At 72.5% G+C, this 24,278-nt stretch carries 20 protein-coding genes; 4 read left to right on the top strand and 16 right to left on the bottom strand.

What is annotated here, in order from left to right:
• The first annotated feature begins 2 nt into the window (after window positions 1-2).
• A complete protein-coding gene (locus BLT82_RS28145) occupies window positions 3-497 on the top strand; it encodes a methylated-DNA--[protein]-cysteine S-methyltransferase (protein WP_093659816.1) in 495 nt (164 codons plus the stop codon).
• Window positions 498-570: 73 nt separating this feature from the next.
• On the opposite strand, the gene BLT82_RS28140 is transcribed toward BLT82_RS28145, so the two are convergent.
• The 7 genes from BLT82_RS28140 to BLT82_RS28110 form a co-directional block, all read right to left on the bottom strand.
• Window positions 571-1,287, bottom strand: coding sequence for an SIR2 family NAD-dependent protein deacylase (locus BLT82_RS28140; RefSeq protein WP_093659814.1), 717 nt, complete (start codon window positions 1,285-1,287; stop codon window positions 571-573).
• Window positions 1,288-1,463: 176 nt separating this feature from the next.
• Window positions 1,464-1,955 carry an NUDIX domain-containing protein gene (locus BLT82_RS28135; protein ID WP_093659812.1) on the bottom strand — a complete coding sequence of 164 codons (492 nt, stop codon included), beginning with the start codon at window positions 1,953-1,955 and terminating at the stop codon, window positions 1,464-1,466.
• 135 nt (window positions 1,956-2,090) lie between these two features.
• Window positions 2,091-6,068, bottom strand: a complete 3,978-nt coding sequence (locus BLT82_RS28130; protein ID WP_093659810.1) for a tetratricopeptide repeat-containing protein kinase family protein — start codon at window positions 6,066-6,068, stop codon at window positions 2,091-2,093.
• Between the two features lie 4 nt (window positions 6,069-6,072).
• Window positions 6,073-7,059: an AAA family ATPase gene (locus BLT82_RS28125; protein WP_093659808.1), complete on the bottom strand. Its 987-nt coding sequence runs from the start codon at window positions 7,057-7,059 to the stop codon at window positions 6,073-6,075.
• Window positions 7,056-9,233, bottom strand: a complete 2,178-nt coding sequence (locus BLT82_RS28120; RefSeq protein WP_093659806.1) for a VMAP-C domain-containing protein — start codon at window positions 9,231-9,233, stop codon at window positions 7,056-7,058. The genes BLT82_RS28125 and BLT82_RS28120 overlap by 4 nt, the downstream gene beginning before the upstream one ends.
• A 3-nt stretch (window positions 9,234-9,236) precedes the next feature.
• Entirely contained in the window at window positions 9,237-9,620 is a 384-nt protein-coding gene (locus BLT82_RS28115; protein WP_244529665.1) for a CU044_2847 family protein, read from the bottom strand.
• A 58-nt stretch (window positions 9,621-9,678) separates the two neighbouring features.
• Entirely contained in the window at window positions 9,679-10,755 is a 1,077-nt protein-coding gene (locus BLT82_RS28110) for an ADP-ribosylglycohydrolase family protein (RefSeq protein WP_093659802.1), read from the bottom strand.
• Window positions 10,756-11,357: 602 nt separating this feature from the next.
• Here BLT82_RS28110 and BLT82_RS28100 point away from each other — a divergent pair.
• Together BLT82_RS28100 and BLT82_RS28095 are read left to right on the top strand one after the other, a co-directional pair.
• Entirely contained in the window at window positions 11,358-12,491 is a 1,134-nt protein-coding gene (locus BLT82_RS28100) for a glycerate kinase (RefSeq protein ID WP_208868063.1), read from the top strand.
• A 255-nt stretch (window positions 12,492-12,746) separates the two neighbouring features.
• Window positions 12,747-13,559 carry an SAM-dependent methyltransferase gene (locus BLT82_RS28095; protein WP_093659798.1) on the top strand — a complete coding sequence of 271 codons (813 nt, stop codon included), beginning with the start codon at window positions 12,747-12,749 and terminating at the stop codon, window positions 13,557-13,559.
• 80 nt (window positions 13,560-13,639) lie between these two features.
• Here BLT82_RS28095 and BLT82_RS28090 read toward each other — a convergent pair whose 3' ends face one another.
• Together BLT82_RS28090 and BLT82_RS28085 are read right to left on the bottom strand one after the other, a co-directional pair.
• A complete protein-coding gene (locus tag BLT82_RS28090) occupies window positions 13,640-14,542 on the bottom strand; it encodes a helix-turn-helix domain-containing protein (protein WP_208868062.1) in 903 nt (300 codons plus the stop codon).
• Window positions 14,543-14,634: 92 nt separating this feature from the next.
• Window positions 14,635-14,868 carry a DUF397 domain-containing protein gene (locus BLT82_RS28085; protein WP_093659794.1) on the bottom strand — a complete coding sequence of 78 codons (234 nt, stop codon included), beginning with the start codon at window positions 14,866-14,868 and terminating at the stop codon, window positions 14,635-14,637.
• A gap of 167 nt (window positions 14,869-15,035) precedes the next feature.
• On the opposite strand from BLT82_RS28085, the gene BLT82_RS38225 reads away from it, so the two are divergent.
• Entirely contained in the window at window positions 15,036-15,581 is a 546-nt protein-coding gene (locus BLT82_RS38225; protein ID WP_093659792.1) for an ATP-binding protein, read from the top strand.
• Window positions 15,582-16,178: 597 nt separating this feature from the next.
• On the opposite strand, the gene pssA is transcribed toward BLT82_RS38225, so the two are convergent.
• The 7 genes from pssA to ccrA form a co-directional block, all read right to left on the bottom strand.
• The gene (pssA, locus tag BLT82_RS28075; RefSeq protein ID WP_208868061.1) at window positions 16,179-17,048 is read right to left on the bottom strand and encodes a CDP-diacylglycerol--serine O-phosphatidyltransferase; all 870 of its coding nucleotides are present in this window, start codon (window positions 17,046-17,048) and stop codon (window positions 16,179-16,181) included.
• Window positions 17,035-17,682 carry a phosphatidylserine decarboxylase gene (locus tag BLT82_RS28070; protein WP_093659788.1) on the bottom strand — a complete coding sequence of 216 codons (648 nt, stop codon included), beginning with the start codon at window positions 17,680-17,682 and terminating at the stop codon, window positions 17,035-17,037. Before BLT82_RS28070 ends, pssA begins: the two co-directional genes overlap by 14 nt.
• A 182-nt stretch (window positions 17,683-17,864) precedes the next feature.
• Window positions 17,865-19,070 (bottom strand): acyl-CoA dehydrogenase family protein, encoded by a 1,206-nt coding sequence (locus BLT82_RS28065; RefSeq protein ID WP_093659786.1) that lies wholly within the window; start codon window positions 19,068-19,070, stop codon window positions 17,865-17,867.
• Between the two features lie 2 nt (window positions 19,071-19,072).
• The gene (locus BLT82_RS28060; RefSeq protein ID WP_093659784.1) at window positions 19,073-19,597 is read right to left on the bottom strand and encodes a MaoC family dehydratase; all 525 of its coding nucleotides are present in this window, start codon (window positions 19,595-19,597) and stop codon (window positions 19,073-19,075) included.
• Between the two features lie 3 nt (window positions 19,598-19,600).
• The gene (locus BLT82_RS28055) at window positions 19,601-20,566 is read right to left on the bottom strand and encodes an HpcH/HpaI aldolase/citrate lyase family protein (protein WP_093659782.1); all 966 of its coding nucleotides are present in this window, start codon (window positions 20,564-20,566) and stop codon (window positions 19,601-19,603) included.
• Window positions 20,563-22,575, bottom strand: a complete 2,013-nt coding sequence (locus BLT82_RS28050; RefSeq protein ID WP_093659780.1) for a protein meaA — start codon at window positions 22,573-22,575, stop codon at window positions 20,563-20,565. Before BLT82_RS28050 ends, BLT82_RS28055 begins: the two co-directional genes overlap by 4 nt.
• A 16-nt stretch (window positions 22,576-22,591) precedes the next feature.
• Complete coding sequence (gene ccrA / locus BLT82_RS28045) at window positions 22,592-23,929, bottom strand: crotonyl-CoA carboxylase/reductase (RefSeq protein WP_093659778.1); 1,338 nt, start codon at window positions 23,927-23,929, stop codon at window positions 22,592-22,594.
• Window positions 23,930-24,278 lie beyond the last annotated feature (349 nt).

The following is a 24,278-nucleotide window of genomic DNA, read 5'->3' as shown; positions in this document are numbered from 1 at the left end:
CGATGCGCCGCACCCACACCGTCACCGACAGCCCGTACGGCCCGCTCACCCTCGTCGCCACCGACTCCGGGCTCAGCGGCCTCTACATGACCGAGCAGCGCCACCGTCCCGGCGAGGAGACCTTCGGCGACCCCGATCCCCGGCCCTTCCGCGAGGTGATCCGCCAGCTCGACGCCTACTTCGCGGGCGAACTGAGGGAGTTCGACCTCCCGCTGCACCTCGCGGGCACGACCTTCCAGCGCACCGTATGGGAGCAGTTGCTGCGGATCCCGTACGGGGAGACCCGTACCTACGGCGAACTCGCCGGCGCGCTCGGCAACCCCGGTGCCTCCCGAGCCGTCGGCCTCGCCAACGGGAAGAACCCCGTCGGGATCATCGTCCCCTGCCACCGGGTGATCGGGGCCTCGGGCGGTCTGACGGGCTACGGCGGCGGGCTGGACCGCAAGCAGCGGCTGCTGGCCTTCGAGCGGGGCGTCCCCGACGACGGGCTGTTCTGAGAGCCGGGCCGGCGGCCGTACCGCCTCCGGTACCGCCGCCCCGCCCGGCCGGGTCCCGTCCCGCGGCCTGCCGTCAGCGCAGCCGAAGCAGCAGCGCGGGCAGCGCCGAACCGATGGGCTCGCGCACGACCTCGTCGGCCAGTTCGTCGTACGGGGTCGGCTCCGCGTTCACGATGATCAGCCGTGCTCCGTGCTCGGCCGCGATCCCGGCCAGCGAGGCAGCGGGCTGCACCTGCAGGCTGGAGCCCACCGCGACGAACACCTCGCAGGCCTTGGCGATGCCCATCGCCTCCCCGAGCACCACAGGGTCGAGACGCTGTCCGAACATGACCGTCGCGGACTTCAGAATCCCGCCGCACGACGTGCACGCCGGATCGGCCTCCCCGGCCCTCACCCGCTCCAGCGCGTCCTCCATGGAGGAACGGGCGTGGCAGCCGGTGCACACCACCGTCCGTGCGGTGCCGTGCAGTTCGAGCACCTTGCGGTCCGACACGCCCGCCATCTGGTGCAGCCCGTCGACGTTCTGCGTGATCACCCGGAGCGCGTGTCCGCTGCGCTCGAACTCGGCGATGGCGAGGTGCGCGGCGTTCGGTTCGGCGTGCAGGACAGGGCCGTCGAGGCGCATGCGCCAGGAGCGCCGGCGGATGTCCGCATCGGACATGTAGTGCTCGTAGGTGACCAGCTTCTCGGCCTCCGGATCGCGCCGCCACAGGCCGTTGGGCCCGCGGTAGTCGGGGATGCCGGAGTCGGTGGAGATACCGGCTCCGCTGAGAATCGCGACCATGGTCATGTCGCGAGCGTACGCAGCGGACCGCGGTGCGGGCGACTGCAATTCGCCCCCGCGGCCCCGGCCCGAGCGCGCCCCGGCCCCGGCCCGGCGCCGTCCCCGGTTCGCGCCGCCCTGATCCGCCCCGGCCCGCACCGCCCGCAACCTGCCCGGACCGGATCTTCCACGATCCGCCCGGTTCAGCCCACCGGCCGTCCGTCGACGAGTTCGACCGGAGCCGTGCCCGCCGTCAGCGCGTCCAGCGCGGCGAGCACGCGCAGGCCGAGGGAGCCGAGCAGATACAGGGTGATCTCGTGCCGCTCCACCAGCTTCCACGAGACCAGCTCCTCCTGCTGGAGCCGGATCGCCGAGAACTGCCCGTCGTCGAGCACCCCGCCGTCGTAGACGTACGCGACGATCGGCGGCCGCCCGGAGCCCCGGACCCAGTCGACGGCGAGCAACCGCCCCGGCTCGACGTCCAGGCCGATCTCCTCGAGCGTCTCCCGCCGCGCGGCCTCCCGGGGCGTCTCCCCGGCGTCGGATTCGATCGTCCCGCCCGGAAGCGCCCACCCGGGACGGTAGTTGGGCTCCACGAGCAGGACCCGCCCGCCGGCGTCCCGCAAGAGGGCCGCGGCCCCGGAGAGAACGCGCGGCAGGGCGGCGACGTAGGCGGCGTAATCGTAGGTGGTCACTCCGGAAGCGTAGACGGCGCCCGAGGACCGCCGATCGTGAACCGTCGGGAACGGGCCGCGGGCGGGACGTGCCGGACACGGCCTCACAGGGCAGTACGCCTGGGCACGGCCGGCCGGCCGGCGGATCGGCGGTGCCTACGGGCCGCCCGCCCGCGCGCGGGCCGATGCGGCGTCGCGAACTGCCGCCACCGTGTCGGCATGGCCCGCGCCCAGAGTGCGGGTCCAGCCCGCCGCCACCGTTCCGAACAGTTCGGCGGCCTCCTCCCAGCGCTCCAGCCGGGCCGTCGTGTGCGCCAGTTCGCGCAGGGTGACGAGAGTGTCGGCATGCAGTGGGCCCAGTACCTCGGTGCGGGCGCGCCAGGTCTCGCGCGCCACTCGGTACGCCTCGCTCAGCCGGCCCATCGCCCCCAGCGTGGAGGCGAGGTCGTGCCGGCACCGCATGGTGTCCTCGTGCGTGCCGCCCTGCACCCGCTCGCGCTTGGAGAGCACTTCGAGGTACTGCGACAGCGCCTCGCTGTGGCGGCCGAGCAGCCCGAGCGCACGGGCCGCCTGCTGGCGGGCGTCCAGCGTGCCCGTGTGGTCGGAGCCGAACACCCGGGCCCGGTCGCGTGCGACGTGCCGGTAGGCGTCGAGGGCCTCCGCGTTCCTGCCCAGCGCCAGCAGGGCGGAGGCGTGCTCGTGGCGGGAGGCCAGAGTGGCCTCGTGCTCCGCGCCCAGGGACTCCTTCCGTGCGGTGACGGCGTCACCGAGCATCCGCAGGGCGAGTTCGGCGCGGCCCTCGCGCAGCAGCGTCACGCCCCGGGCGTGGCGTTCGTCGTGGTCCCAGCCTCGGGCGGGCCCGCCGCCGAAGGGAGCGGGGCTGAAGGCCACGGGCGGTCCCCCGCCGTGGTGGAGCCGGGCCCGGGGTGCGGAGAGTTCGATCGTGTACGAGGGGTCGAGCAGATCCACCAGCGGGCTGCGGCCGGTGTGCTGGGCCACGAGCACATGGACGCCCGCGCAGCCGCTCAGGGCCCTGACCTCGTCGGCCAGGGCGAAGAAGGACTCCTCGGTGCCGGCGATCCGGTCGAACGAGTCGAGGACCACGAGGAGCCTTGGCAGGCCCGCCGCTCGGGACGCGGTCCCGCGCCGCCCTCGTTCCTTGAGCAGCAGGGCCGTCAGCTCCCGCAGCCGCGCGGGCCGGCCCCCGACGGTGTCGCACCAGACCACGTGCGGCAGCGCGGCGAGCGGGGAGCCGGGCAGCGCGCCGTCGTGGCCGGCGTACACGACCGTGAGGGTGTCCGGGGAGCCGGACTCGGCGAGCCGCCGCACGATTCCGGTGAGCACGGCCCGGCGTCCGGCGTCCGTCCCGCCCCGCACCAGGCCGTGCGGGCCGATGCCGCCGTGCTCCGGCCCGTTGACGTCCAACGGGACCGGCCGGCCCTCGTCGTCCCGGCCGAGCGGGACGGCGGGGAGCCCCGGGCGCGCGGGACGCGTCGCCGGGTCGAACGCCCAGAGCAGCTCGTCCGCCGACGGGCGGGCCGAGGGGTCCTGGGCGACGCAGTCGGCGAGCAGCGCGGACACCTCCGCGGGCACTCCCGGCAGCGGGGGAAGGGCGGTGCTGGAGAAGGACGTTCCCCATTCGCCGGTCACGGCCGCGAGGAGCAGCGCCCCCACCGCGTACATGTCCGAGGCCCGCGTGGGCCCCTCGGGGGAGCCGGTGAGTTCGGGCGCCTCGTACTCGACCGGCTGGAGGAACCTCGCCCGGTGCGGGCTGTGTTCGCCGTCCACGGACGCGACCATCCAGCCCGTGACCCGTACGTCGTCGCCCGCGATCAGCACCGAGCCGGGCAGGAGCGTGCCGTGCACCAGGTCCTCCCGGTGGGCCTGTGCCATGGCGGCGGCGAACTGCCGGCCCACGGAGAGGAACCGCCCGGGGGAGAGGACGCCGTTGCGGGCGCGGAAGGTGCGCAGGGTGGCGGCGGGCTCGCCGGTGGCCGGGTCCGTCACGCACTCGGTGGCCAGCCAGCCCGGGCCGCTGCGGGTGCTCACGCCGAGGAGCCGCGGCGCGTGCGCCGCGCCGAGCCGGATCAGCGCCTCGGCCTCGGTGGTCAGCAGGTGCACGGCCGTGTCCCGGTCCAGGGCCTCGGGGACGCGGAGCAGGACGTACGAGGCGTGGTTGCCGGCCGTGCCCAGGAAGAGGCCGATCCGCGGCCAACCGCCGACCCTGCGGGCGACGAGCCGGTAGGGGCCGGCGGAACGCGGTTCCTCCGAGGGAGGACGCGAGACCCAGTCGGTGCCGGGCCGGTCGACGAAGGACGGCAGGACGGGGGCCGGCGCCCCCGCGGGGCTCGGTGCCTCCTGCGGCTGCGGCTGCGCGTCCGCACGCGCCGGGGCCGCCGTGCGGGCCGGTGCGTCCGCAGCCGGTGCCGTGCCGTTCGCCGCCCGGGCGACGGCCGGGCCGGGGCCCACCGGACTCGCGGCGGCCGGTGCCGGCATGCCGAGCCGCCGCAGCAGCCGGGCGTCCACCCAGCCGAACGGCCGAGCGCCCACGGCCACCGTGTCCGGGCCCGAAGGGTGCGGCAGCCACGCCGGGAACCCGGCCGCACCGTCGACGAGTTCGGCCATGCGCCGGGTGACGGCGCGGGTGGCGCGCACCAGGTCCGAGGGCGGGACCGTGTCCAGCAGGATGCGCCGGGCGTCCTCGGCGAAGTCGAAGCCGCGGTGCTGCGGCAGCAGATCCCGTTCCGGCCGGTCGGCCCCGCGCATCAGCCCGCCGAGGAACACCTCCGCCAGATGGCCCGTGTCGACGTCCGGTCCCACCGCGTCCTGGACCAGCCGCATCGCCGGCACCGACACCGGCGCCACCGCGGCCAGATGCGCCGCCAGCCGGTACGCCTGGGGGGACGCGGCGTCGCGGAACCGCAGCAGGCCGTCCCCGCCGCCCGAGCGCGTCGCGGCATAGGGACGCGCCGGTGCTCGCGGCGCCAGCAGCGGCAGCACCACCGAGGTCCCGGACGAGCCGACGAGCCGTGCCCAGGCCCCCACCGAGTCGGGGTCGGGCGCCAGCACCGGCACGGGAACCCCGCTGTACGGGGCGAGTTCGGGCGGCAGCACGGGATCGGCGACCCGCCAGGTGCGGTTGGCCGCGCCGCGGCGCACAGTGGTGACGCGCCAGGGCTCGGCGCGGATGCCCGAGCCTTCCCACAGACGCCGCGGGAGGGCGTGCAGCACGGCCGTCGGGCCCAGCGCGGCGGCCCGTTCCAGGGCCCGGTGCATCCGCCCGTCCCGCCAGGCCGGCCCCACACCGTCGCTGACGGCGAGCAGCAGGGTGTGGCCGCAGGGGTCCGCGACCGCGGTGAGCGGGAGGGGCGCCGAGTCCGGGGCGAACGGATGGTGGCCCAGCACCGGGGCGTCGGCGCTCCTGCTGTCGAGCGAGTACACCCGGATGTCGCGGAACGCGCCGCTGCGCTCCAGCAGCCGCCGGGTCTCGGCGGCGAGACGCTGCCACAGCAGCATCGACACCCCGTCGTCCACGAGGAGCGCCAGGTCGAGCCAGCGGGTCCGGGCAGGGCGCAGCACCACGTCCGGAAGTCCCGTCTCGGCCATGGCGGCCACCGTGGCCGGCTCGTCCAGCTCGTCGGTCCGCCGGTCGGGCCGAAGCTGTTTCAGGGGCCGGAGCGCTCGGCCCAGGCGCAGCTCCGTGGACGCCAGCGCCCGGGCCTCCGGGGCACGCACGGGCACGGCGGGGCGCGGGGACATCCCCTCGGACGCGTCCGAGCGCAGCGGGCCCGAGCCCCGCGCGTCCGGGGCGCCGTGCAGTCCCGTGCCCGAAGGCGCGCCCGCCGGCCGGCGCGGAACGGTGCCGCCTCCCGCGTCCGGGGTGCCGTTCGTCCCGGCCGGCGGCGGTCCTGCGCCGGGCGGAGCACCGCCGGAGTGCGCCGCCTTGCCGGGCGGCTCGGCCGTGCCTTCGCCGGAGGGAGGCGCGGGGGACTGCGGCCGGGAGCCGGCCGCGCAGGCGAGGGCCGACGACGCACCCGGGGGCAGCCGGTCCGCCAGCCACAGCGCGTCCAGCAGCTCATCGTACGCCAGTTCGATCCCGCTGTCGCCGAGGATGCCCCGCAGCTCCCGCCACACCCGGCTACACCGTCCCGCCGAGCCGGTGCAGCACGGCGTCCAGCAGCCCGTCGGCGTCGAGGTCGACCCCGCCCCTGCGCAGGAACACGGCGTTCAGCAGCTGGTCGGTGGCCAGCTCCCCGCGTCCGCGCCGGGCCAGGAACGCGTGCAGCAGCTCGTCCGCGCCGTCCGGCGCGGCACCGCCGCCCAGATGGGCCCGGACGATCTCCAACAGCCGCTCCTCGTCGGGCTCGGGCAGGTCGAGCCGGATGCAGCGGCGCAGGAACGCGGGTGGGAAGTCCCGTTCGCCGTTGCTGGTGATGACGACGACGGGGAACTCGGAGCAGCGCACCCGGCCGCGCACCACCCGGGTCCGCGCCCGGGGGTCGGCGGTCAGCACGTCGACGGCGGCCTGCTCCTCGGGGAGCCGCGCGAGCTCCGGGATCTCGAACTCGCCCTCCTCGAAGACGCCGAGCAGATCGTTGGGCAGGTCCACGTCGCCCTTGTCGAGCTCGTCGACGAGCAGCACGCGCGGCCGGGAGGCGGGGACGAGCGCCGTGCCCAGCGGACCGAGGCGCACATAGGAGCCGATGTCCGGCTCACCGGCCTCCTCCCCCCGGTCGCGGCGGAGACCGGTCTCGCGCAGCCGGCCGATCGCGTCGTAGCGGTAGAGCGCGTCCTGGAGCGTGGCCCGGCTGTTGACGTGCCAGCTCAGCACCCGGCCGAGCTTCAGCTCATGGGCGACGGCGTACGCGAGCGACGACTTGCCGGTCCCGGGGCGGCCCGTCACCAGGAGCGGTCGGCGCAGATGCAGCGCGGCGTTGACCACGTCGGCCTCGGCGTCGCCGATCAGATACGGCAGCGGCCGCGGCGCGCCCGTGCCCCGTGCGGCCCCGGCCGCGCCGTCGAAGCGCCGCCACGGCGGGGGCTCGGGGAACGTCACCTCCCGGGCCCGTCCGTCGCCCCGGAACAGCCGCCAGCCGTTCGTCTCCTCGCCCTGACGCCCTGTCATCGGATGTCCGCTCCTTCCGCGGGATCGAGCAGTTCCAGCCCGCCGGGCAGCGGGAGTTCGGTGTCCTCCCACACCAGCGACGGTCGTGCGCCGCCGGGGTCGGGGGTGCCGTAGCGCTCCGCACGGAAGTGCCGTACGCGTTCGGGGAGCTGGTGCAGCGGACCGGCGGGCGCGACCGCGTCCAGCCGGTGCGCGTGCTCGTGCCCCTCCGCCCGCCGGTCCCAGAGCACCACGGGTACCCCGACGGCCAGGCACAGCTGCACCAGCCGCTCGCGGTCCCCCCGGGGGCCGTGCACCACGACCTGCGCGGTGTCCCGGTGCGTGCTCGCCAGCAGCGCGTACACCCGCTCGGGGGAGGCGGTCCGCTCGTCCACCACCAGCGGGCCGGCGTGCCCGCTCTCCCAGCGCCGCCGCAGTTCGGCCTCGCGGCGCGGTGCGCGGGCGCTCACCTCGGGGCAGCGCATGGCGACGCGGTACGTCACGCCCAGCGGCACCCCCGCCAGGAACTCGAACGGGCTGCCCGCGTCCCACTCGTCCACGTCGAGTTCGAGTCCGTCCCGGCCGACGACGACGTCGATCTGCTCCACGAGCGGCCCACCGCCGTCCGCCGCGCGCTCCGCGGCCTCGCGGATCAGCCGGCCGATCTCCGCCGGGCTCCGGGGCCGGTCCGCCGGAACGAGCCGGGCGGCCGTGCCGTCCCCGCGCACCTCCCACACCTCGCACCGGAACCGTCCCTCGTCGTCGGCCGGCGCGCCACTGAGTTCCGCCACCAGCCGGACGACGGGGGAGGGGCGGTGCGCGGCCCAGGCAGCGGCGTCGCCCCGGCGCTGCGAGAGCGCCGCCCGGTGCACGCCGAGACGCCCGGCGACGCGGTCCGACCACTCGGTCAGCGACCGGGCGCTGCCGGGGGACGCGCACGCGGCCGCGTACTCGACCAGTTTGAGCAGGGCGGGGACCGGCGCGGTGCCGTCCGGGAGCGGGCCGCCGTCGCGGTAGGCCTCCAGTTCGGCCACGACCGGGCCGATGCCGTCCGGTGACAGACGGGGCGCGTCCAGCGCCGCGGGCAGCGGTGTGTAGCGCAGGGCCTCCCGTGCCGCGCGCGGCAGCAGCGTCGCGTCGGCCGCCACCACACTCGCCAACTCGGCGACGAGGGCCCGGTGTTCGTCGACCGACAGCAGCCGCGCCCCGGCCAGCTGGCCGGCGATCAGCAGCCGGTCCAGGCTGTCGCGGCCCGTCCCCGGCGCGGCCGCGGCCGCGAGCGACTCGCTGAGCGTCGCCAGCGCCCGTTCCTCGGCCGCCAGTACCGCGGCCAGCTCCTCCACCGACGGGGCGGAGTCCCCGGCCGGTGGCTCGTACCCCAGCGCCGCGGCGAGCGCCCGGGCGTGCTGGGCCCGGCGCACGGGATCGCCCAGCAGCCGCCACAGTTCGGCGGCCAGTGCGCCCAGTGCGGGGTCGTCCCGGCCTGCCGGACCGTGTACCGCGCAGTCCGCGAGCACCTCCGCAGCGCCCGCCCGCCGCAGCTCCTCCTGCACGGTCCGCCACGGCACCGCCCAGCTGCGGCGCACCGTGTCCTGGGCCCCCAGAGGCCGCCCGCCTTCCGGGAGCACGTGCGCGACGACCAGTCCGACCACGGTTTCGTCGGACAGCGACCACAGCGGGCCGCCGCTGAACCCGGGGCCGATCGCGCCGCCGGAGAGCTCGCCGTCCAGATAGCCGACGGCGTCCTCCTGGAACTTGACCGTGGTGTCCGCGAAGGCGATCGCGGCCCCGCCGCCGTGCCAGGCCCTCAGCGCCTGGCCCTCGGCCATGTCACGCCAGACCACCGGGCGCGGCCCCGGCGGGGCGGGCTCGGTCAGTTCGAGTACCGCGAGGTCTCCCCGCCACACCGCCGTGGACGCGGCGGGCCGGGGCGGCACCCACACCGAGATCCTGGCCGCCCGGTGCTGGGGGCCGGGCCCGCCGTGGCCCGATCCGTGCAGGGCCACGGTCAGTTCGGCCGTCTCCGGCGTTCCGGTCTCGTAAGGGCCCCGTCCGAGCGCGTCGTTCACCACATGGGCGCAGGTCAGCACCCGGCGCGGGGACAGCAGTGCCGCTCCGCCCGCGGCCGCGCGCCCGTCGGCGTACAGCACCGAGAGGCGGGTGGCCGGGGCGGTCGGCCGTGTGAACCAGCCCATGGATCAGTGCTGCCGCTCCCCGGGCTGCCAGGTGGCCGACACCGTCATGGTGGCCTTGCCGTTCGCCCCGACGATGCCCAGCTTGAGGTCCTGGCCGATTTCCACCCCGAACGCGACCGTGATCTCGGACGGGGGGTTGCCGGCCCCCGCCACCGCGGAGTGGATCTCGTCCAGCAGTGGCCCCATCGGGCTGAGCGCCGTCCGCAGCGCCTCGGTCGCACGGGCGGCGGCCCGTCCCTCCCCGCCGCCGCGTGCCACGGGCACCACGGTTCCGAATCCCTCCGGGAGATCACCGGCGTCCGCGGGCCCGGGCGGCACGGCCAGTGCCTCACCGGCCCCGGACAGCTCCATCCGCACCTGCGAACCGTCAGTCAGTGCAACATCCATGTACTCGGGCACCCGGCCATTCTCCCGGTCGGGGGCCGCGCCGGGAGGTATTTTCCGGTCAGGCTGAGGCCAAACGAGCGGTCCGCTCGGCGAGTTCACCGATTCGAGTGCCGTCGAAACCGAACACGGCACTGCGCACGCGGTTCTCCAGCGGCCGGGTCCACTGCGGCGGAATGCCGGCGGCACCGCACAGCACACCGGCCACCGAGCCCGCCGTCGCCCCGTTGGAGTCGGTGTCGAGCCCGCCGCGCACGGTCAGCGCGATGGTGGAGGTGAAGTCCCCCTCGCCGTACAGCAGTCCGGCCGTGATGACACCGGCGTTCGGGACGGCGTGGATCCAGCCGAGGCGTCCAGTCTCCCTGTCGAGTTCCTCCAGCGCGGAGGACCAGGACACGCCCGCGTCGTACAGCGCCGTCGCCCGGCGGACGGTCCGGGCGAACCTGCTGCTCGCCGGAATCACGGCGAGGCCCGCCTCGATCGCCTCCCGCGCGTCGGCGGCCGTGAACGCGGCGGCGATCAGCGCGGCCGCCCACATCGCCCCGTACACCCCGTTGCCCGTGTGCGACAGCACCGCGTCCCGGCGGGCGAGCGACGCGGCACGCTGCGGGTCGCCCGGGTTCGTCCAGCCGAAGACGTCGGCGCGGATCAGCGCACCGATCCACTCCTGGTACGGGTTGTCGTACGTGGCCGTCAGCGGCGGCTTCAGCCCGGCGGTGAGATTGCGGTACGCGGCCCGCTCGGCCGTGAAGGTCTGCAGGAACGGCAGCCGCAGCAGCCACAGTTCGCCGACCTGCTCGGTGGTGAACGCGAAGCCGTGGGTCTCCAGCAGGTGCAGACCGAGGATCGCGTAGTCCACGTCGTCGTCGCGGCAGCTGCCGTGGATCCGGCCGCGCACGCACTCGCGCCACTCGGGCCGCAGCTCGAAGTCCGCGGCCCGGCCGGGAGGCGGCTCGGGGAGGTAGTCCGTGAGCGGCAGCGCGCCGGTGGCCCGCAGATAGCGGTCGATCCGGTCGCGCGTCCAGTAGTCGCCGCGCTCGACGGGTTTGCCGAGCATGTTGCCCGCGATCCGGCCCAGCCAGCCGCCGAGGATCCGGTCGGCGGTCGTCGGTCCCTGGGACGTGCCTGGAGGCGTCATGACTCGGGTGTACCCCGCCGGGGCTCAGGAACCGGGGAGGCCCGTCCGCAGCACGCCGGGGTAGTGCCGGTTGTACATGATCCCGAGCACGTTCCCGAACGGGTCCACGACCGACGCCGTGACGAAGCCCGCGCCGTGCTCCGTGGGTGCCTGGTGCGCCCCGGCGCCCGGCGACAGCAGCCTGTGGGAGCTGTCCAGCGTCCCCTCCAGATCGTCGACGTGCCGGTGGACGATCGCGCCGCCCGCCCCGGGGCGTGGTAGCGCGGGGCAAAGCGGCTGTCGGTGATCCCGAGCTCGTGCCGGCGGTCGCCGAGCCGGAACTCGACGTAGCCGGGCCGCTCGAAGAACGGGAGAGTGCCCAGCAGCTCCGTGTACCACTCCCGCGCCGCGCCGAGATCGGCCGCCCGGAAGCCGACGGTGGTGAGTCCTCGCCGCACGCCCTGCCCTCCTTCCCGGGCCTCCCCGGTTTCCGGGATTCCCGCGGTTGCTCCACTGCGCCGCAGGCCGGGGGCCGTATAGGCCAGTTTCCGTCCGCTTTAAAAACGGGGCTGCTGCGGATAGGGTCGGGTCGGCGCGACTGCCTGTTCGAAAGCAAGGGATTGATGGTGGCGGACGGAGCAGTTACTGCCCCACGCGTGCTCGTGGCGGCGGACAAGTTCAAGGGCTCGCTCACGGCCGTGCAGGTCGCGGAGCGGGTGACCGCGGGGTTGCGGCGGGTCGTCCCGGGGCTCGCGGTGGAGACCCTGCCGGTCGCCGACGGCGGGGACGGCACCGTCGCCGCGGCCGTCGCCGCAGGGTTCGAGCGCCGTCAGGCCGAGGTGACCGGCCCGCTCGGTGAGCCCGTGACGGCGGCGTACGCGCTGCGCGGCACCACCGCGGTGGTCGAGATGGCCGAGGCATCCGGCCTCCAGCACCTGCCCGACGGCGTCTTCGCGCCGCTCTCGGCGACCACGTACGGCTCCGGCGAGCTGCTGCGGGCCGCCCTCGACGCGGGCGCGCGGACGATCGTCTTCGGTGTCGGCGGCAGCGCCACCACGGACGGCGGCGCGGGGATGCTCGCGGCCCTCGGCGCACGTTTCCTGGACGCGGACGGCGAGCCCGTCGGCCCCGGCGGCGGCGCGCTGATCGACGTGGCCACAGCGGACCTGTCCGGGCTGGACGCCCGCTTCGAGGGCGTCGAGCTGGTTCTCGCCAGCGACGTCGACAACCCGCTGACCGGGCCGAAGGGCGCGCCCGCCGTCTTCGGACCGCAGAAGGGCGCCTCGCCCGAGGACGTGGCCGCCCTGGACGCGGCACTCGCCCACTACGCGTCGGTCCTCGGCCCCGAGCAGGCCGAACTGCCCGGCGCCGGCGCGGCGGGCGGCATCGGCTACGGCGCCCTGGTCGCCCTCGGCGCGGGCTTCCGGCCGGGCATCGAGGTCATGCTCGACATCCTCGGCTTCGACGACGCCCTGTCCCGGGCGACCCTGGTCGTCACCGGCGAGGGCTCACTCGACGAGCAGACCCTCCACGGCAAGGCCCCGGCCGGTGTCGCCGCGGCCGCCCGCGCGAAGGGCGTCGACGTCGTCGCGGTCTGCGGCCGGCTCGCGCTCGGCCGCGACGCGCTCGCCGGCGCGGGCATCCGCCGCGCCTACGCGCTGCTGGAGCTGGAGCCCGACCCGGCGGCCTGCATGGCGCAGGCGGGCCCGCTGCTGGAGCGGGCCGCGGAGTCGGTCGCGAGGGACTTCCTCTCCTGACCCGGTCCGGCGCCCCGGGCCCCTCGGAGCCCCCGGTTCACCTCCGGGGGCTCCTGTGTTTCCGCGGGCGGAAGCGCCGGATGGGGCACGGCGGGTGCCGGGGGAGGCGCGGCAGGGGGGGGAGCGCACGGCGATTGGCCGAAAGACGGCCCTTGGGGACCCGGGCTGTTCCCACGATCTGTACCCACTCCCCGGCGCTCCCTAGCATGTGCGTCCTACCCGACCCGATTTCCCATTGACGTGATTGAGGACTGGATGCAGAGCGAGTCGTGGAGCCCGGACGCCATCGACACCAAGGTGCCCAGCGTGGCGCGTATGTACGACTTCTTTCTGGGGGGCGACGACAACTACCAGTCCGACCGCGACGCCTGTGAGCAGCTGCTGAAGCAGGTGCCCAGTACCAAGGTGCTCGCCGTCAACAACCGCCGCTTCCTGCAGCGCGTCGTCCGCACGCTCGCCGAGGACTACGGCATACGGCAGTTCGTCGACCACGGCTCCGGCCTGCCGACGCAGAACAACGTCCACCAGGTCGCCCAGCGCGTCGACCCCGAGTCACGGGTGGTGTACGTCGACAACGACCCCATCGTGCTCGCGCACGGCCGTGCGCTGCTGGAGGAGAACGACCGCACCGCGGTGATCCAGGCGGACATGCGGGACACCGACGGCATCTTCGGCCATGAGGAGACCACCCGGCTGATCGACTTCGGCAAGCCGGTCGCCGCGCTGTTCGTTTCGGTGATGCACTGCATCCCGGACGAGGACGATCCGGCCGCTCTGGTCCGCCGGGTCGCCGAACGCCTGGTGCCGGGCAGCTTCCTGGTGGTCTGCCAGCTGGTCAGCGACCGTCCCGAGATCCGCAAGTTCGTCACGGACTTCATGGCCGAGGCCACCGGCGGGCACTGGGGCCGGGTCCGTGAGGAGCACGAGGTGACGGAGTACTTCAACGGGCTCCAGATCCTGGAACCGGGTCTGGTGGAGGTCTCCACCTGGCGGCCGGACACCGAACTCGCACCGGTGCAGCAGACCGACGAGTGGATCGAGTGGGGCGGCGTCGCCCGGCTGGTCTGACACCCCTGTGCACGCGCGCGGCCCCGGGCGTGAGAGTCCGGGGCCGCCCGCGTGTCACGCCGCCAGTGCGGCGTCGGGCACTAGAGACGGGACAGCCGCTCCTCGATGAGGGCCAGGGAGTTCTTCGGGGTGAGCGCGCAGGCGCCGAGCCGGTCCAGCATGTCCCGGTACTGCTCGACGACCTGGGGCTTCTGGCTGAAGGTGCTGTCGGTCAGGTGCTCGATGTAGACGGCGTCCTTCAGATCGTTCAGCGCGAAGCGCAGATAGGTCACTCCCGTGCCGACGCCGACCGAGGCCGTCACGTCCAGAGGGGCGATCTGCAGCGTGATCCGGGGCTCCTGCATCATCGCCGTCAGATGCTCGAGCTGTTCGCGCATCACCTTCGGCCCGCCGACCGTGCGCATCAGCACGGACTCGTCGATGACCGCCCACAGCCGGGGCGCGTCGGGCTGGTCGAGCTGGCGCTGCCGCTCCCGGCGCAGCTCGACCCTGCGGTGCACGTCGTGGGCGTAGAGCCGGGCGGGCCCGGACTCGATCACCGCGCGGGCGTACGCGGAGGTCTGGAGCAGACCGGGTACGTAGAAGGGTTCGTACGTGCGGATCGTCGCCGCCGCGCCCTCCAGGGCGACCAGCGGGGCGAAGAAGTCCGACAGCACGTCGCTGAAGCTGCGCCACCAGTCACTCCGGCGCGACTGCTCCACGAGCCGCAGGAACTCCGCGACGCTCTCCTCCCCGCTCACCCCGTAGAGCTCGAGCAGGGCGACGGCGTCGGCAGGCTTGCAGCCGTGCCGGCCCAGCTCGATGCGGCTGGTCTTGGAACGGGAGAAGCCGAGGCGGACGTCGACGGCGGAGGGGTCGAGCCCGGCGGCCGCGCGCAGTTCGCGCAACTTGCCACCCAGGATCACCTTCAGGGCGGTCGGGTTGCTCTCGACCGCTCCCAGTGGCCCGGCGAACAACGACGGGCTCGGTTCTACTGCAGCCATCGTGCGCTCCTGCGGACTATTGAGAAGACGTCGACACTATCCCGTACATCAGTGTGTGAGCCACGGCGAACTGGACGGGGAGGCACCTATTTTCAGCCAATCACGTCATCGAATTCCCCGCCGCGCGCCCCGGCGACGAAGGCCTCCACCTCGTCCCGTGTGTAGACGAGCGCGGGCCCTTGCGGGTCACGGGAGTTGCGCACGGCCACCTGACCGTCGGGGAGTGCTGCCAGCTCCACGCAGTTGCCGGTGGCATTGCTGTGGCTGCTCTTGATCCACGTCACCGAATTCAGCTCCCCCGCCGGCATGCCATTCGTGAACTCCATGCCCAACAACCCCTCTTTGTTCGCACGTTCGTTCGCCCCGTATCTGGTCAGTGCAATCCCAGATGCAATTGCATTTTCGGGGCCGGCTCGACAATACTCGGTCAACACCGGCTGCCGCAGCGTCGAACACCCAGGCCTGCAGGGGGACATGACCAGTGACGATTCACATGTCAACCATCTCCACCACGACGGCCGGGCACGGTAGTCGGCGCGCAACACAGCAATTCGGCCCGAAACCGCTGCCCGACAGCCCTCGTGCCACACCCCAGGACCCCGTCCTGGAGGGACTTCCGCCACTCGGCGGGTTCGCTGCCTGCGGGCTGGACGGCAGCCCCCGGAATCCGTGCCAGGCGAGGCGGTTCGTCGCCCACATGCTGCACTGCTGGGAACTGCCCTCCCTCGTCGCCGACATGTCGGTGGTCGTCAGCGAACTGGTGACCAACGCCGTCCGGCACGCGCTCGTCGCCGAACCACGGGACACCTCGCCGGAGTACCCCCTGTGGCTGGGGCTCGTCCGCCACCCCGGGCACGTCGTCTGCTCCGTCGCGGACCCGAGTTCCGAACCGCCCAGGCAGCGCGACGCCGACGCCGCGGACCTCGACGGCCGCGGCCTCGAACTGATCGGCGCGCTGAGCGAGAGCTGGTCCTGGTCGCTCACCGAGCCCAGGGGCAAGACCGTGTGGGCGAGCCTGGTCCTGCCCGGCGGCGACTGAGGCCACGGGCGCGCCCCGGACCGCTCTCCGCCCGGACGGGTCTTCGATCCGCGGCGGTGCCGTGCCCGATCCGCTTCGGGCGGCGCTCGTACGGTCCGTCGGCGTCAGGCGGCCGTCGTGAGTCCGCCGCCGGTCGGGCGGCTCTCACGGGCCGTCGATGCCGCCTCCGCCGTATCACCGCGTGCCCGGAGGCCCGCGGCTTCCCGCCGGCCGCACAGAGGCCCCGGCCCCTCAGCCCCGGTCGGCCCCCGCCCCCGCCCCGCCCTCGGCCCCGCCCCCGTCCTCGGCTCCCGGTCGGCCCTCCTGCCCGGTCACCCGCGGCGGTCCGTACCTGTCGCCGCCGCACCGGGACCGGCCCTGCGCCGTGCGTCGTGCTCTGCCGCTTCGGCGAGCCGCGCGAACTCGTGCGCGGCCCCTCAAGCCTGTGCCTCCGGTCCGCCCCTCAGGCCTGTGCGCCCGGTCCGGCCCTGAAGGCCGCCGCCCCGGGCCGGGCCCCGTCGGCCGGTGCGCAACGGCCGTCCCCGTCCGCGGCCGGGGACGGCGAAGGACCCGGGGCGCATGCGCCCCGGGTCCTTCGCCATGCCCTTGGATGAACCGCTACGGAAGCTGCGCCGAAGCCCGCGCCTCACGCCGGTTGTCCCGGAAGGTGTTCACCCGCCGAGCAGTGGCGAACAGCGGGATCGTCGCCGCCAGCACGATCTGCAGCGCGCACCCGGTCTGCAGCAGCAGCTGGCCGCCCGGCGCGTCGAACGCCCACGCCGCGAGCAGACCCATCGCCCCCACGATCCAGCTGAGCATCGCGACCGCCAGCTTGCCCCGCGGCTTCGGGTACTCGACCCGGCTCACCATCAGCCAGGCGGCACCGATGATCGCGAGCAGCGTCGGGATGAACGGCAGCTCCAGCAGGACGATCGACACGACCGTCAGCGCGCCGAAGGGGCTCGGCATGCCCTGGAACATGCCGTCCTTCATCGTCACGCACGAGAATCTGGCGAGCCGCAGCACGACCGCCAGCAGCACCACGATCGCGGCCACCGCCGAGACCTTCTGGTGGGCGTCGTCGGCGACCATGCCGTAGACGAGGACGAAGTACGCCGGAGCCAGGCCGAAGCTGATCAGGTCGGACAGGTTGTCCAGCTCGGCGCCCATCGGGCTGCTGCGCAGCTTCCGCGCCACGAGCCCGTCGAAGAGGTCGAAGACGGCGGCGCACAGCATGAGGATCACCGCGGTCGCGGCGGAGTGCCGCGCCATGCCGCTCTCGCCGCTGCCGACGAGGTGCGGGATCAGAATTCCGGTGGTGGTGAAGTACACCGCCATGAATCCGCACGTGGCGTTACCGAGAGTGAGGGTGTCCGCTATCGACAGCCGCAGCGAGAGGGGCATCTCCTCCGTCTCGTCCGCCGCCCCTGAGCCGGGCTCGGTCGTGTCGACCCAGCCCGTCTGTGTGTCGGGATCAATCACGGTCAATGCGAGTCACCCCCGCGGTCGTGACCTGACCGACTTCGACGCCGGCCTCGACACCTTCCGGCAGGTAGATGTCGACGCGCGAGCCGAAGCGGATGAGGCCGATGCGCTCGCCCTGCTCGACCTTGGTGCCCTGCGGGATGTACGGAACGATGCGGCGCGCCACGGCGCCGGCGATCTGGATCATCTCGATGTCACCGAGCTCGGTGTCGAAGTGCCAGACGACGCGCTCGTTGTTCTCGCTCTCCTTGTTGAACGCCGGAACGAATCCGCCGGGCACGTGCTCGACGGAGGTCACCGTGCCGGCGAGCGGAGCGCGGTTGACGTGGACGTTCAGCGGGCTCATGAAGATGGCGACGCGGGTCCGCCCGTCCTTCCACGGCATGATGCTCTGCACCACACCGTCGGCCGGGGAGATGACCCGGCCCTGGGCGATCTCGCGCTCGGGGTCGCGGAAGAACCACAGCATGCCCGCCGCGAGTGCGGTGGTGGGCACGGCGATGGCCGCGGCGCGCTTCGACCGGCGCGAGCGCGCCAGGCTGAGCGCCGCGGTCGCGACGGTCGGGAGGAGCCACGGCGATGCTCCGCGCGCGAGGCGGACGCGGCCGCGAGGTGCAGAGGTTTGGCTGTGGGGCATGGATGACCTTCGTAGCGGATGATGCCGCGCTGGCAACAAGGGGGACGGCGGCTTTCTGGCGATGTTATCGGTTACGGGCCGCAACTGGGAAAGCCAGAAGCCGAGTCGGTCGGCCGGAAGCCTTCGGCAAAGGCTGCCGGAATGTGATCTTCTTCGCGGCCGAACCGACTCAAAAGCCCCATTCAGCCCTGGAACCGGTATTCCTCGAGGAGGCGGCGCCCGATGATCATTTTCTGGATCTCGGCGGTACCTTCGCCGATCAGCAGCATCGGGGCCTCCCGGTAGAGGCGCTCGATCTCGTACTCCTTGGAGAAGCCGTAACCGCCGTGGATCCGGAAGGCGTCCTCGACGACTTCCTTGCAGTACTCGGAGGCGAGGTACTTCGCCATCCCGGCCTCCAGGTCGTTTCGCTCCCCGGAGTCCTTTTTGCGGGCTGCGTTGACCATCATCGCATGGGCCGCCTCGACCTTGGTAGCCATCTCCGCCAGCTTGAACTGGATGGCCTGGTGCTGGGCGATCGGCTTGCCGAAAGTGTGACGCTGCTGGGCGTATCCGACACCCAGCTCGAAGGCACGCTGGGCGACGCCGCAGCCACGGGCCGCCACGTTGACGCGGCCCACCTCGACGCCGTCCATCATTTGGTAAAACCCTCGGCCGGTCGTGCCGCCGAGGACGCGATTGGCCGGAATGCGAAGTCCGTCCATGATGAGCTCGGTCGTGTCGACGCCCTTGTAGCCCATCTTGTCGATCTTCCCCGGGATGGTGAGGCCGGGCCGCACCTCGCCGAAGCCGGGCTCCTTCTCGACGAGGAAGGTCGTCATCGACTTGTGCGGGGCCGTGCCCTCCGGGTGTCCTTCGTCACTCCGGACCAGAACGGCCACGAGCGTCGACGTGCCGCCGTTGGTCAGCCACATCTTCTGGCCGTTGAGGACGTACTCGTCGCCGTCCTTGACCGCCTTGGACGTGATGGCCGACACGTCCGAGCCGAGCCCGGGCTCGGACATCGAGAACGCGCCGCGCACCTCGCCTGCCGCCATCCGGGGGAGGAAGTACTCCTTCTGCTCCTGCGTGCCGTGCTGCTTCAGCATGTACGCCACGATGAAGTGCGTGTTGATGATGCCCGAGACGGACATCCAGCCCCGGGCGATCTCCTCCACGCACAGTGCGTACGTGAGCAGGGACTCGCCCAGGCCACCGTACTCCTCGGGGATCATCAGGCCGAAGAGCCCGAGCTCCTTGAGGCCGTCGACGATCTGCTGCGGGTACTCGTCGCGGTGCTCCAGCTCGGTGGCGACCGGGATGATCTCCTTGTCGACGAAGTCGCGGACCGTCGACAGGATCTCCTGCTGGACGTCGGTCAGACCGGCGGTCTGGGCGAGTCGGGCCATGGCTACTTCTCCGCCTTCTTCGTGGGCTCGATCAGCTCCGGCCGGCCGGGCTGCTCGCCGCCGCGCTCCTTGATGTACGTCTCGGTGGGGACCATCACCTTGCGGCGGAACACGCACACGAGCGTGCCGTCCTGCTTGTAGCCCTTGGTCTCGACGTGGACGATCCCGCGGTCCGACTTGGACCGGGAGGGCGTCTTGTCGAGGACCGTCGTCTCGCCGTAGATCGTGTCGCCGTGGAAGGTCGGCGCCACGTGCCGCAGCGACTCGATCTCCAGATTGGCGATGGCCTTGCCGGAGACGTCCGGCACGGACATGCCGAGCAGCAGCGAGTAGATGTAGTTGCCCACGACGACGTTCTTCCCGAAATCCGTCGTCTTCTCCGCATAGTTGGTGTCCATGTGGAGCGGGTGGTGGTTCATCGTCAGGAGACAGAAGAGGTGGTCGTCGTACTCGGTGACCGTCTTCCCAGGCCAGTGCTTGTAGACGGCCCCGACCTCGAACTCCTCGTAGGTGCGTCCGAACTGCATCGCTTACGCCTCCGGGGCTTCGAACTTGGAGGTACGGGCCATGCCGGCGGCGCGGCCCTTGCCGGAGACCACCAGGGCCATCTTGCGGCTGGCCTCGTCGATCATCTCGTCGCCGAGCATCGCGGAGCCCTTCTTCCCGCCTGCCTCCGACGTGTAGTAGTCGTACGCGTCGAGGATCAGCTCGGCGTGGTCGAAGTCCTCCTGCGAGGGCGAGAAGATCTCGTTGGACGCCTCGACCTGGCCCGGGTGCAGCACCCACTTGCCGTCGAAGCCCAGCGCGGCGGCGCGCTGTGCGACCTCGCGGTAGCCGTCGATGTTGCGGATCTGCAGGTAGGGGCCGTCGATCGCCTGCAGGTTGTTGGCCCGTGCGGCCATCAGGATCTTCATCAGGATGTAGTGGTAGGCGTCCGCCGGGTAGCCGGGCGGCTGCTCGCCGACGACCAGCGACTTCATGTTGATGGAGGCCATGAAGTCGGCCGGGCCGAAGATGATCGTCTCGACGCGCGGCGACGCCTGGGCGATCGCGTTGACGTTGTTGAGGCCCTGGGCGTTCTCGATCTGCGCCTCGATGCCGATCTTGCCGACCTCGAAGCCCATCGTCTTCTCGATCTGCGTCAGCAGCAGGTCGAGGGCGACGACCTGCTGGGCGTCCTGGACCTTCGGCAGCATGATGCAGTCGAGGTTCTGGCCCGCGCCCTCGACGACCGTGACGACGTCCCGGTACGTCCAGTGGGTCGTCCAGTCGTTGACCCGCACGACGCGCGTCTTGCCCGTCCAGTCGCCCTCGTTGAGGAACTTCACGATGGTGTGCCGGGCCTCCGGCTTGGCCAGCGGAGCGCACGCGTCCTCGAGGTCCAGGAAGACCTGGTCCGCGGGCAGCCCCTGGGCCTTCTCCAGGAAGCGCGGGTTCGAACCGGGGACCGCCAGGCAGGACCGGCGCGGTCGCAGCCGGTTGACGGGGCTTGTCATGCGGGGACCTCCAGGGGGTCGAGCTTGTTCGCTTGACGGATCTCGTCGACGATACGTCCGATGATCTCCGTGATACCGAAGTCCTTCGGGGTGAAGACGGCGGCCACGCCCGCGCGCTTCAGTTCCGCGGCGTCGCCGTTGGGGATGATCCCGCCGACGATCACCGGGATGTCGGCCGCGCCCGCCTCACGCAGGCGCTCCAGCACGTCCGGTACCAGCTCGGCGTGCGAGCCGGACAGGATCGACAGCCCCACGCAGTGCACGTCCTCCGCGAGGGCGGCGCTGACGATCTGCTCGGGCGTGAGCCGGATGCCCTGGTAGACCACCTCGAAGCCCGCGTCGCGGGCCCGTACGGCGATCTGCTCGGCACCGTTGGAGTGACCGTCCAGACCCGGCTTGCCGACCAGCAGCCGCAGCCGGCCCGAGCCGAGTTCGTCGGCGGTGCGGGACACCTTCTCGCGGACCAGGGCGAGCGGCGTGCCCGCCTCGGCGGTCACGGCCACCGGGGCCGACGACACTCCGGTCGGGGCGCGGAACTCGCCGAAGACGTCCCGCAGCGCCCAGGCCCACTCGCCGGTGGTGACGCCCGCCCGGGCGCACTCGACCGTGGCGGCCATCAGATTGGCGTCGCCCGCCGCCGCGGCCTTGAGCGCGGCCAGTGCGTCCTGGGCGCGGCTCTCGTCGCGGTTGTCGCGCCACTCGTGGAGCTTGGCGACGACACGGGCCTCGTTCGCCGGGTCGACCGTCATGATCGCCGTGTCGAGGTCCGCGGTGAGCGGGTTCTCCTCGGTGGTCTCGAAGATGTTGACGCCGACGATCTTCTCGTCGCCGGCCTCGATCCTGGCCCGCCGCTCGGCGTGCGAGGACACCAACTGCGACTTGAGGTAGCCGGACTCGACGGCCGCCATGGCGCCGCCCATCTCCTCGATGCGCTCGATCTCGGCGAGCGACTCCTCGACGAGGGCGTTCACCTTGGCCTCGACGACGTGCGAGCCGGCGAAGATGTCCTCGTACTCCAGCAGGTCGCTCTCGTGTGCGAGGACCTGCTGGATGCGCAGCGACCACTGCTGGTCCCAGGGGCGGGGCAGGCCGAGGGCCTCGTTCCACGCCGGGAGCTGGACGGCGCGGGCGCGGGCGTCCTTGGAGAGCGTCACGGCCAGCATCTCGAGGACGATGCGCTGGACGTTGTTCTCCGGCTGCGCCTCGGTCAGGCCGAGCGAGTTGACCTGGACCCCGTAGCGGAAGCGCCGCTGCTTGGGGTTCTCGATGCCGTACCGCTCGCTCGTGATCTTCTCCCAGATGCGGCCGAAGGCGCGCATCTTGCACATCTCCTCGATGAAGCGGACGCCCGCGTTCACGAAGAAGGAGATCCGGGCGACGACGTCGCCGAACTTCTCCTGCGGCACCTGACCGGAGTCGCGCACCGCGTCGAGGACGGCCATCGCCGTCGACATCGCGTAGGCGATCTCCTGGACGGGGGTGGCCCCGGCCTCCTGCAGGTGGTAGCTGCAGATGTTGATCGGGTTCCACTTGGGGATGTTCGCCACCGTGTAGGTGATCATGTCGGTGGTCAGGCGCAGGGAGGGCCCCGGCGGGAACACGTGCGTCCCGCGCGACAGGTACTCCTTGACGATGTCGTTCTGCGTCGTCCCCTGGAGCCTGGTGATGTCGGCGCCCTGCTCCTCCGCGACCACCTGGTAGAGCGCCAGCAGCCACATGGCGGTGGCGTTGATGGTCATCGAGGTGTTCATCTGCTCCAGGGGGATGTCCTGGAACAGCCGCCGCATGTCACCGAGGTGCGAGACCGGGACCCCGACCCGGCCGACCTCGCCGCGGGCGAGGACGTGGTCGGGGTCGTAGCCGGTCTGGGTCGGCAGGTCGAACGCGACCGACAGGCCGGTCTGGCCCTTGGCGAGGTTGCGCCGGTACAGCTCGTTGGACGCCTCGGCCGTGGAGTGACCGGCATACGTGCGCATGAGCCACGGCCGGTCCTTCTGACGCTCTGTCATCTGGTGGACCTCTGACTCAGATGTTCCGGAAGCGGTTGATGGCGTCGAGGTGCTTGGCGCGCATCTCCTCGTCGCGCACGCCCAGGCCCTCTTCGGGCGCCAGGCAGAGGACGCCGACCTTGCCCTGGTGCACATTGCGGTGGACGTCGTGGGCGGCCTGGCCCGTGTCCTCCAGCGCGTACGTCTTCGACAGGGTGGGGTGGATCTTGCCCTTGGCGATGAGGCGGTTGGCCTCCCAGGCCTCGCGGTAGTTGGCGAAGTGGGAGCCGATGATGCGCTTCAGCGACATCCACAGGTAGCGGTTGTCGTACTCGTGCATGTAGCCCGAGGTAGAGGCGCAGGTGGTGATGGTGCCGCCCTTGCGGGTGACGTAGACGCTCGCGCCGAAGGTCTCGCGTCCCGGGTGCTCGAAGACGATGTCGATGTCCTCGCCGCCGGTGAACTCGCGGATGCGCTTGCCGAAGCGCTTCCACTCCTTCGGGTCCTGGGTCCGCTCGTCCTTCCAGAACTTGTAGCCCTCGGCGCTGCGGTCGATGATCGCCTCTGCGCCCATGGACCGGCAGATGTCGGCCTTCTGCTCGCTGGAGACGACACAGATGGGGTTGGCGCCGCCGGCCAGCGCGAACTGGGTGGCGTACGAGCCGAGGCCGCCGCTGGCGCCCCAGATCAGGACGTTGTCGCCCTGCTTCATCGCCGCGCCGTTCCGCGAGACGAGCTGGCGGTAGGCGGTGGAGTTGACCAGGCCGGGGGCGGCGGCCTCCTCCCAGCTGAGGTGCTTGGGCTTCGGCATCAGCTGGTTGGACTTCACCAGGGCGATCTCGGCGAGACCGCCGAAGTTGGTCTCGAAGCCCCAGATGCGCTGCTCGGGGTCGAGCATCGTGTCGTTGTGGCCGTCCGACGACTCCAGCTCGACGGAGAGGCAGTGGGCGACGACCTCGTCGCCGGGGTTCCAGGCGTTGACGCCCGGGCCGGTGCGCAGCACCACGCCCGCGAGGTCGGAGCCGATGATGTGGTACGGCAGGTCGTGGCGCTTGGTGAGCTCGGAGAGCCGGCCGTAGCGCTCCAGGAAGCCGAACGTGGACAGCGGCTCGAAGATCGAGGTCCACACGGAGTTGTAGTTCACCGAGCTGGCCATCACGGCCACCAGGGCCTCACCGGGGCCGAGCTCGGGAATCGGGACCTCGTCCAGGTGCAGGGACTTGCGCGGGTCCTTCTCGCGCGTGGTGAGACCCGCGAACATCTCGGTCTCGTCCTTGTGCACGGTCACCGCACGGTACGACTCGGGGAGCGGCAGTGCGGCGAAGTCGGCGGACGTGGAGTCCGGCGACTGAATCGCGTCCAGGATTTCCTTCACGGTGTGCCTCCGGCGAATGGGGTCTCCCCGGTCCTGGGACCGGGGGAGGCGTCTCGCGGACGAGAGCGCTGAGGGGAACGTCGGGGAGTGCTGCTGCTGTGGAGGTGTGCCGTCGGTTCGGCGGGTGGTGCTGGCAGCGCTGGTGTGCGCGGGAGGTTGCCTGTGACGCAGGCGTCCGGGCGCGCGAGCCGGGGGGCTTGCGGGGACAGCCGGCGTACGAGAGTTCTCTGCACGCCGGCCGCCCGGACAACTTCAACGTATGGCACGCCGTGCCAGCTCGCAAGACACTGCGTGCCAACAATTTCACTCGCACGCAATCTCGTCGTCACATATGAGCGATGATCGATCG

The sequence above is a fragment of the Streptomyces wuyuanensis genome, from assembly GCF_900103455.1.
Lineage (GTDB): Bacteria > Actinomycetota > Actinomycetes > Streptomycetales > Streptomycetaceae > Streptomyces > Streptomyces wuyuanensis.
This window is presented reverse-complemented; position numbering and strand designations above follow the sequence as displayed.

Coding starts and splice junctions, on each gene's coding strand:
- BLT82_RS38225 (WP_093659792.1), top strand. CDS start 15,036: ATGTCAACCATCTCCACCACGACGGCCGGGCACGGTAGTCGGCGCGCA.
- BLT82_RS28090 (WP_208868062.1), bottom strand. CDS start 14,542: ATGGCTGCAGTAGAACCGAGCCCGTCGTTGTTCGCCGGGCCACTGGGA.
- BLT82_RS28115 (WP_244529665.1), bottom strand. CDS start 9,620: ATGGATGTTGCACTGACTGACGGTTCGCAGGTGCGGATGGAGCTGTCC.
- BLT82_RS28145 (WP_093659816.1), top strand. CDS start 3: ATGCGCCGCACCCACACCGTCACCGACAGCCCGTACGGCCCGCTCACC.
- BLT82_RS28060 (WP_093659784.1), bottom strand. CDS start 19,597: ATGCAGTTCGGACGCACCTACGAGGAGTTCGAGGTCGGGGCCGTCTAC.
- BLT82_RS28050 (WP_093659780.1), bottom strand. CDS start 22,575: ATGACAGAGCGTCAGAAGGACCGGCCGTGGCTCATGCGCACGTATGCC.
- BLT82_RS28140 (WP_093659814.1), bottom strand. CDS start 1,287: ATGACCATGGTCGCGATTCTCAGCGGAGCCGGTATCTCCACCGACTCC.
- BLT82_RS28065 (WP_093659786.1), bottom strand. CDS start 19,070: ATGGCCCGACTCGCCCAGACCGCCGGTCTGACCGACGTCCAGCAGGAG.
- BLT82_RS28070 (WP_093659788.1), bottom strand. CDS start 17,682: ATGCCCCACAGCCAAACCTCTGCACCTCGCGGCCGCGTCCGCCTCGCG.
- BLT82_RS28055 (WP_093659782.1), bottom strand. CDS start 20,566: ATGACAAGCCCCGTCAACCGGCTGCGACCGCGCCGGTCCTGCCTGGCG.
- BLT82_RS28085 (WP_093659794.1), bottom strand. CDS start 14,868: ATGGAGTTCACGAATGGCATGCCGGCGGGGGAGCTGAATTCGGTGACG.
- BLT82_RS28095 (WP_093659798.1), top strand. CDS start 12,747: ATGCAGAGCGAGTCGTGGAGCCCGGACGCCATCGACACCAAGGTGCCC.
- BLT82_RS28110 (WP_093659802.1), bottom strand. CDS start 10,755: ATGACGCCTCCAGGCACGTCCCAGGGACCGACGACCGCCGACCGGATC.
- BLT82_RS28100 (WP_208868063.1), top strand. CDS start 11,358: ATGGTGGCGGACGGAGCAGTTACTGCCCCACGCGTGCTCGTGGCGGCG.
- BLT82_RS28125 (WP_093659808.1), bottom strand. CDS start 7,059: ATGACAGGGCGTCAGGGCGAGGAGACGAACGGCTGGCGGCTGTTCCGG.
- BLT82_RS28120 (WP_093659806.1), bottom strand. CDS start 9,233: ATGGGCTGGTTCACACGGCCGACCGCCCCGGCCACCCGCCTCTCGGTG.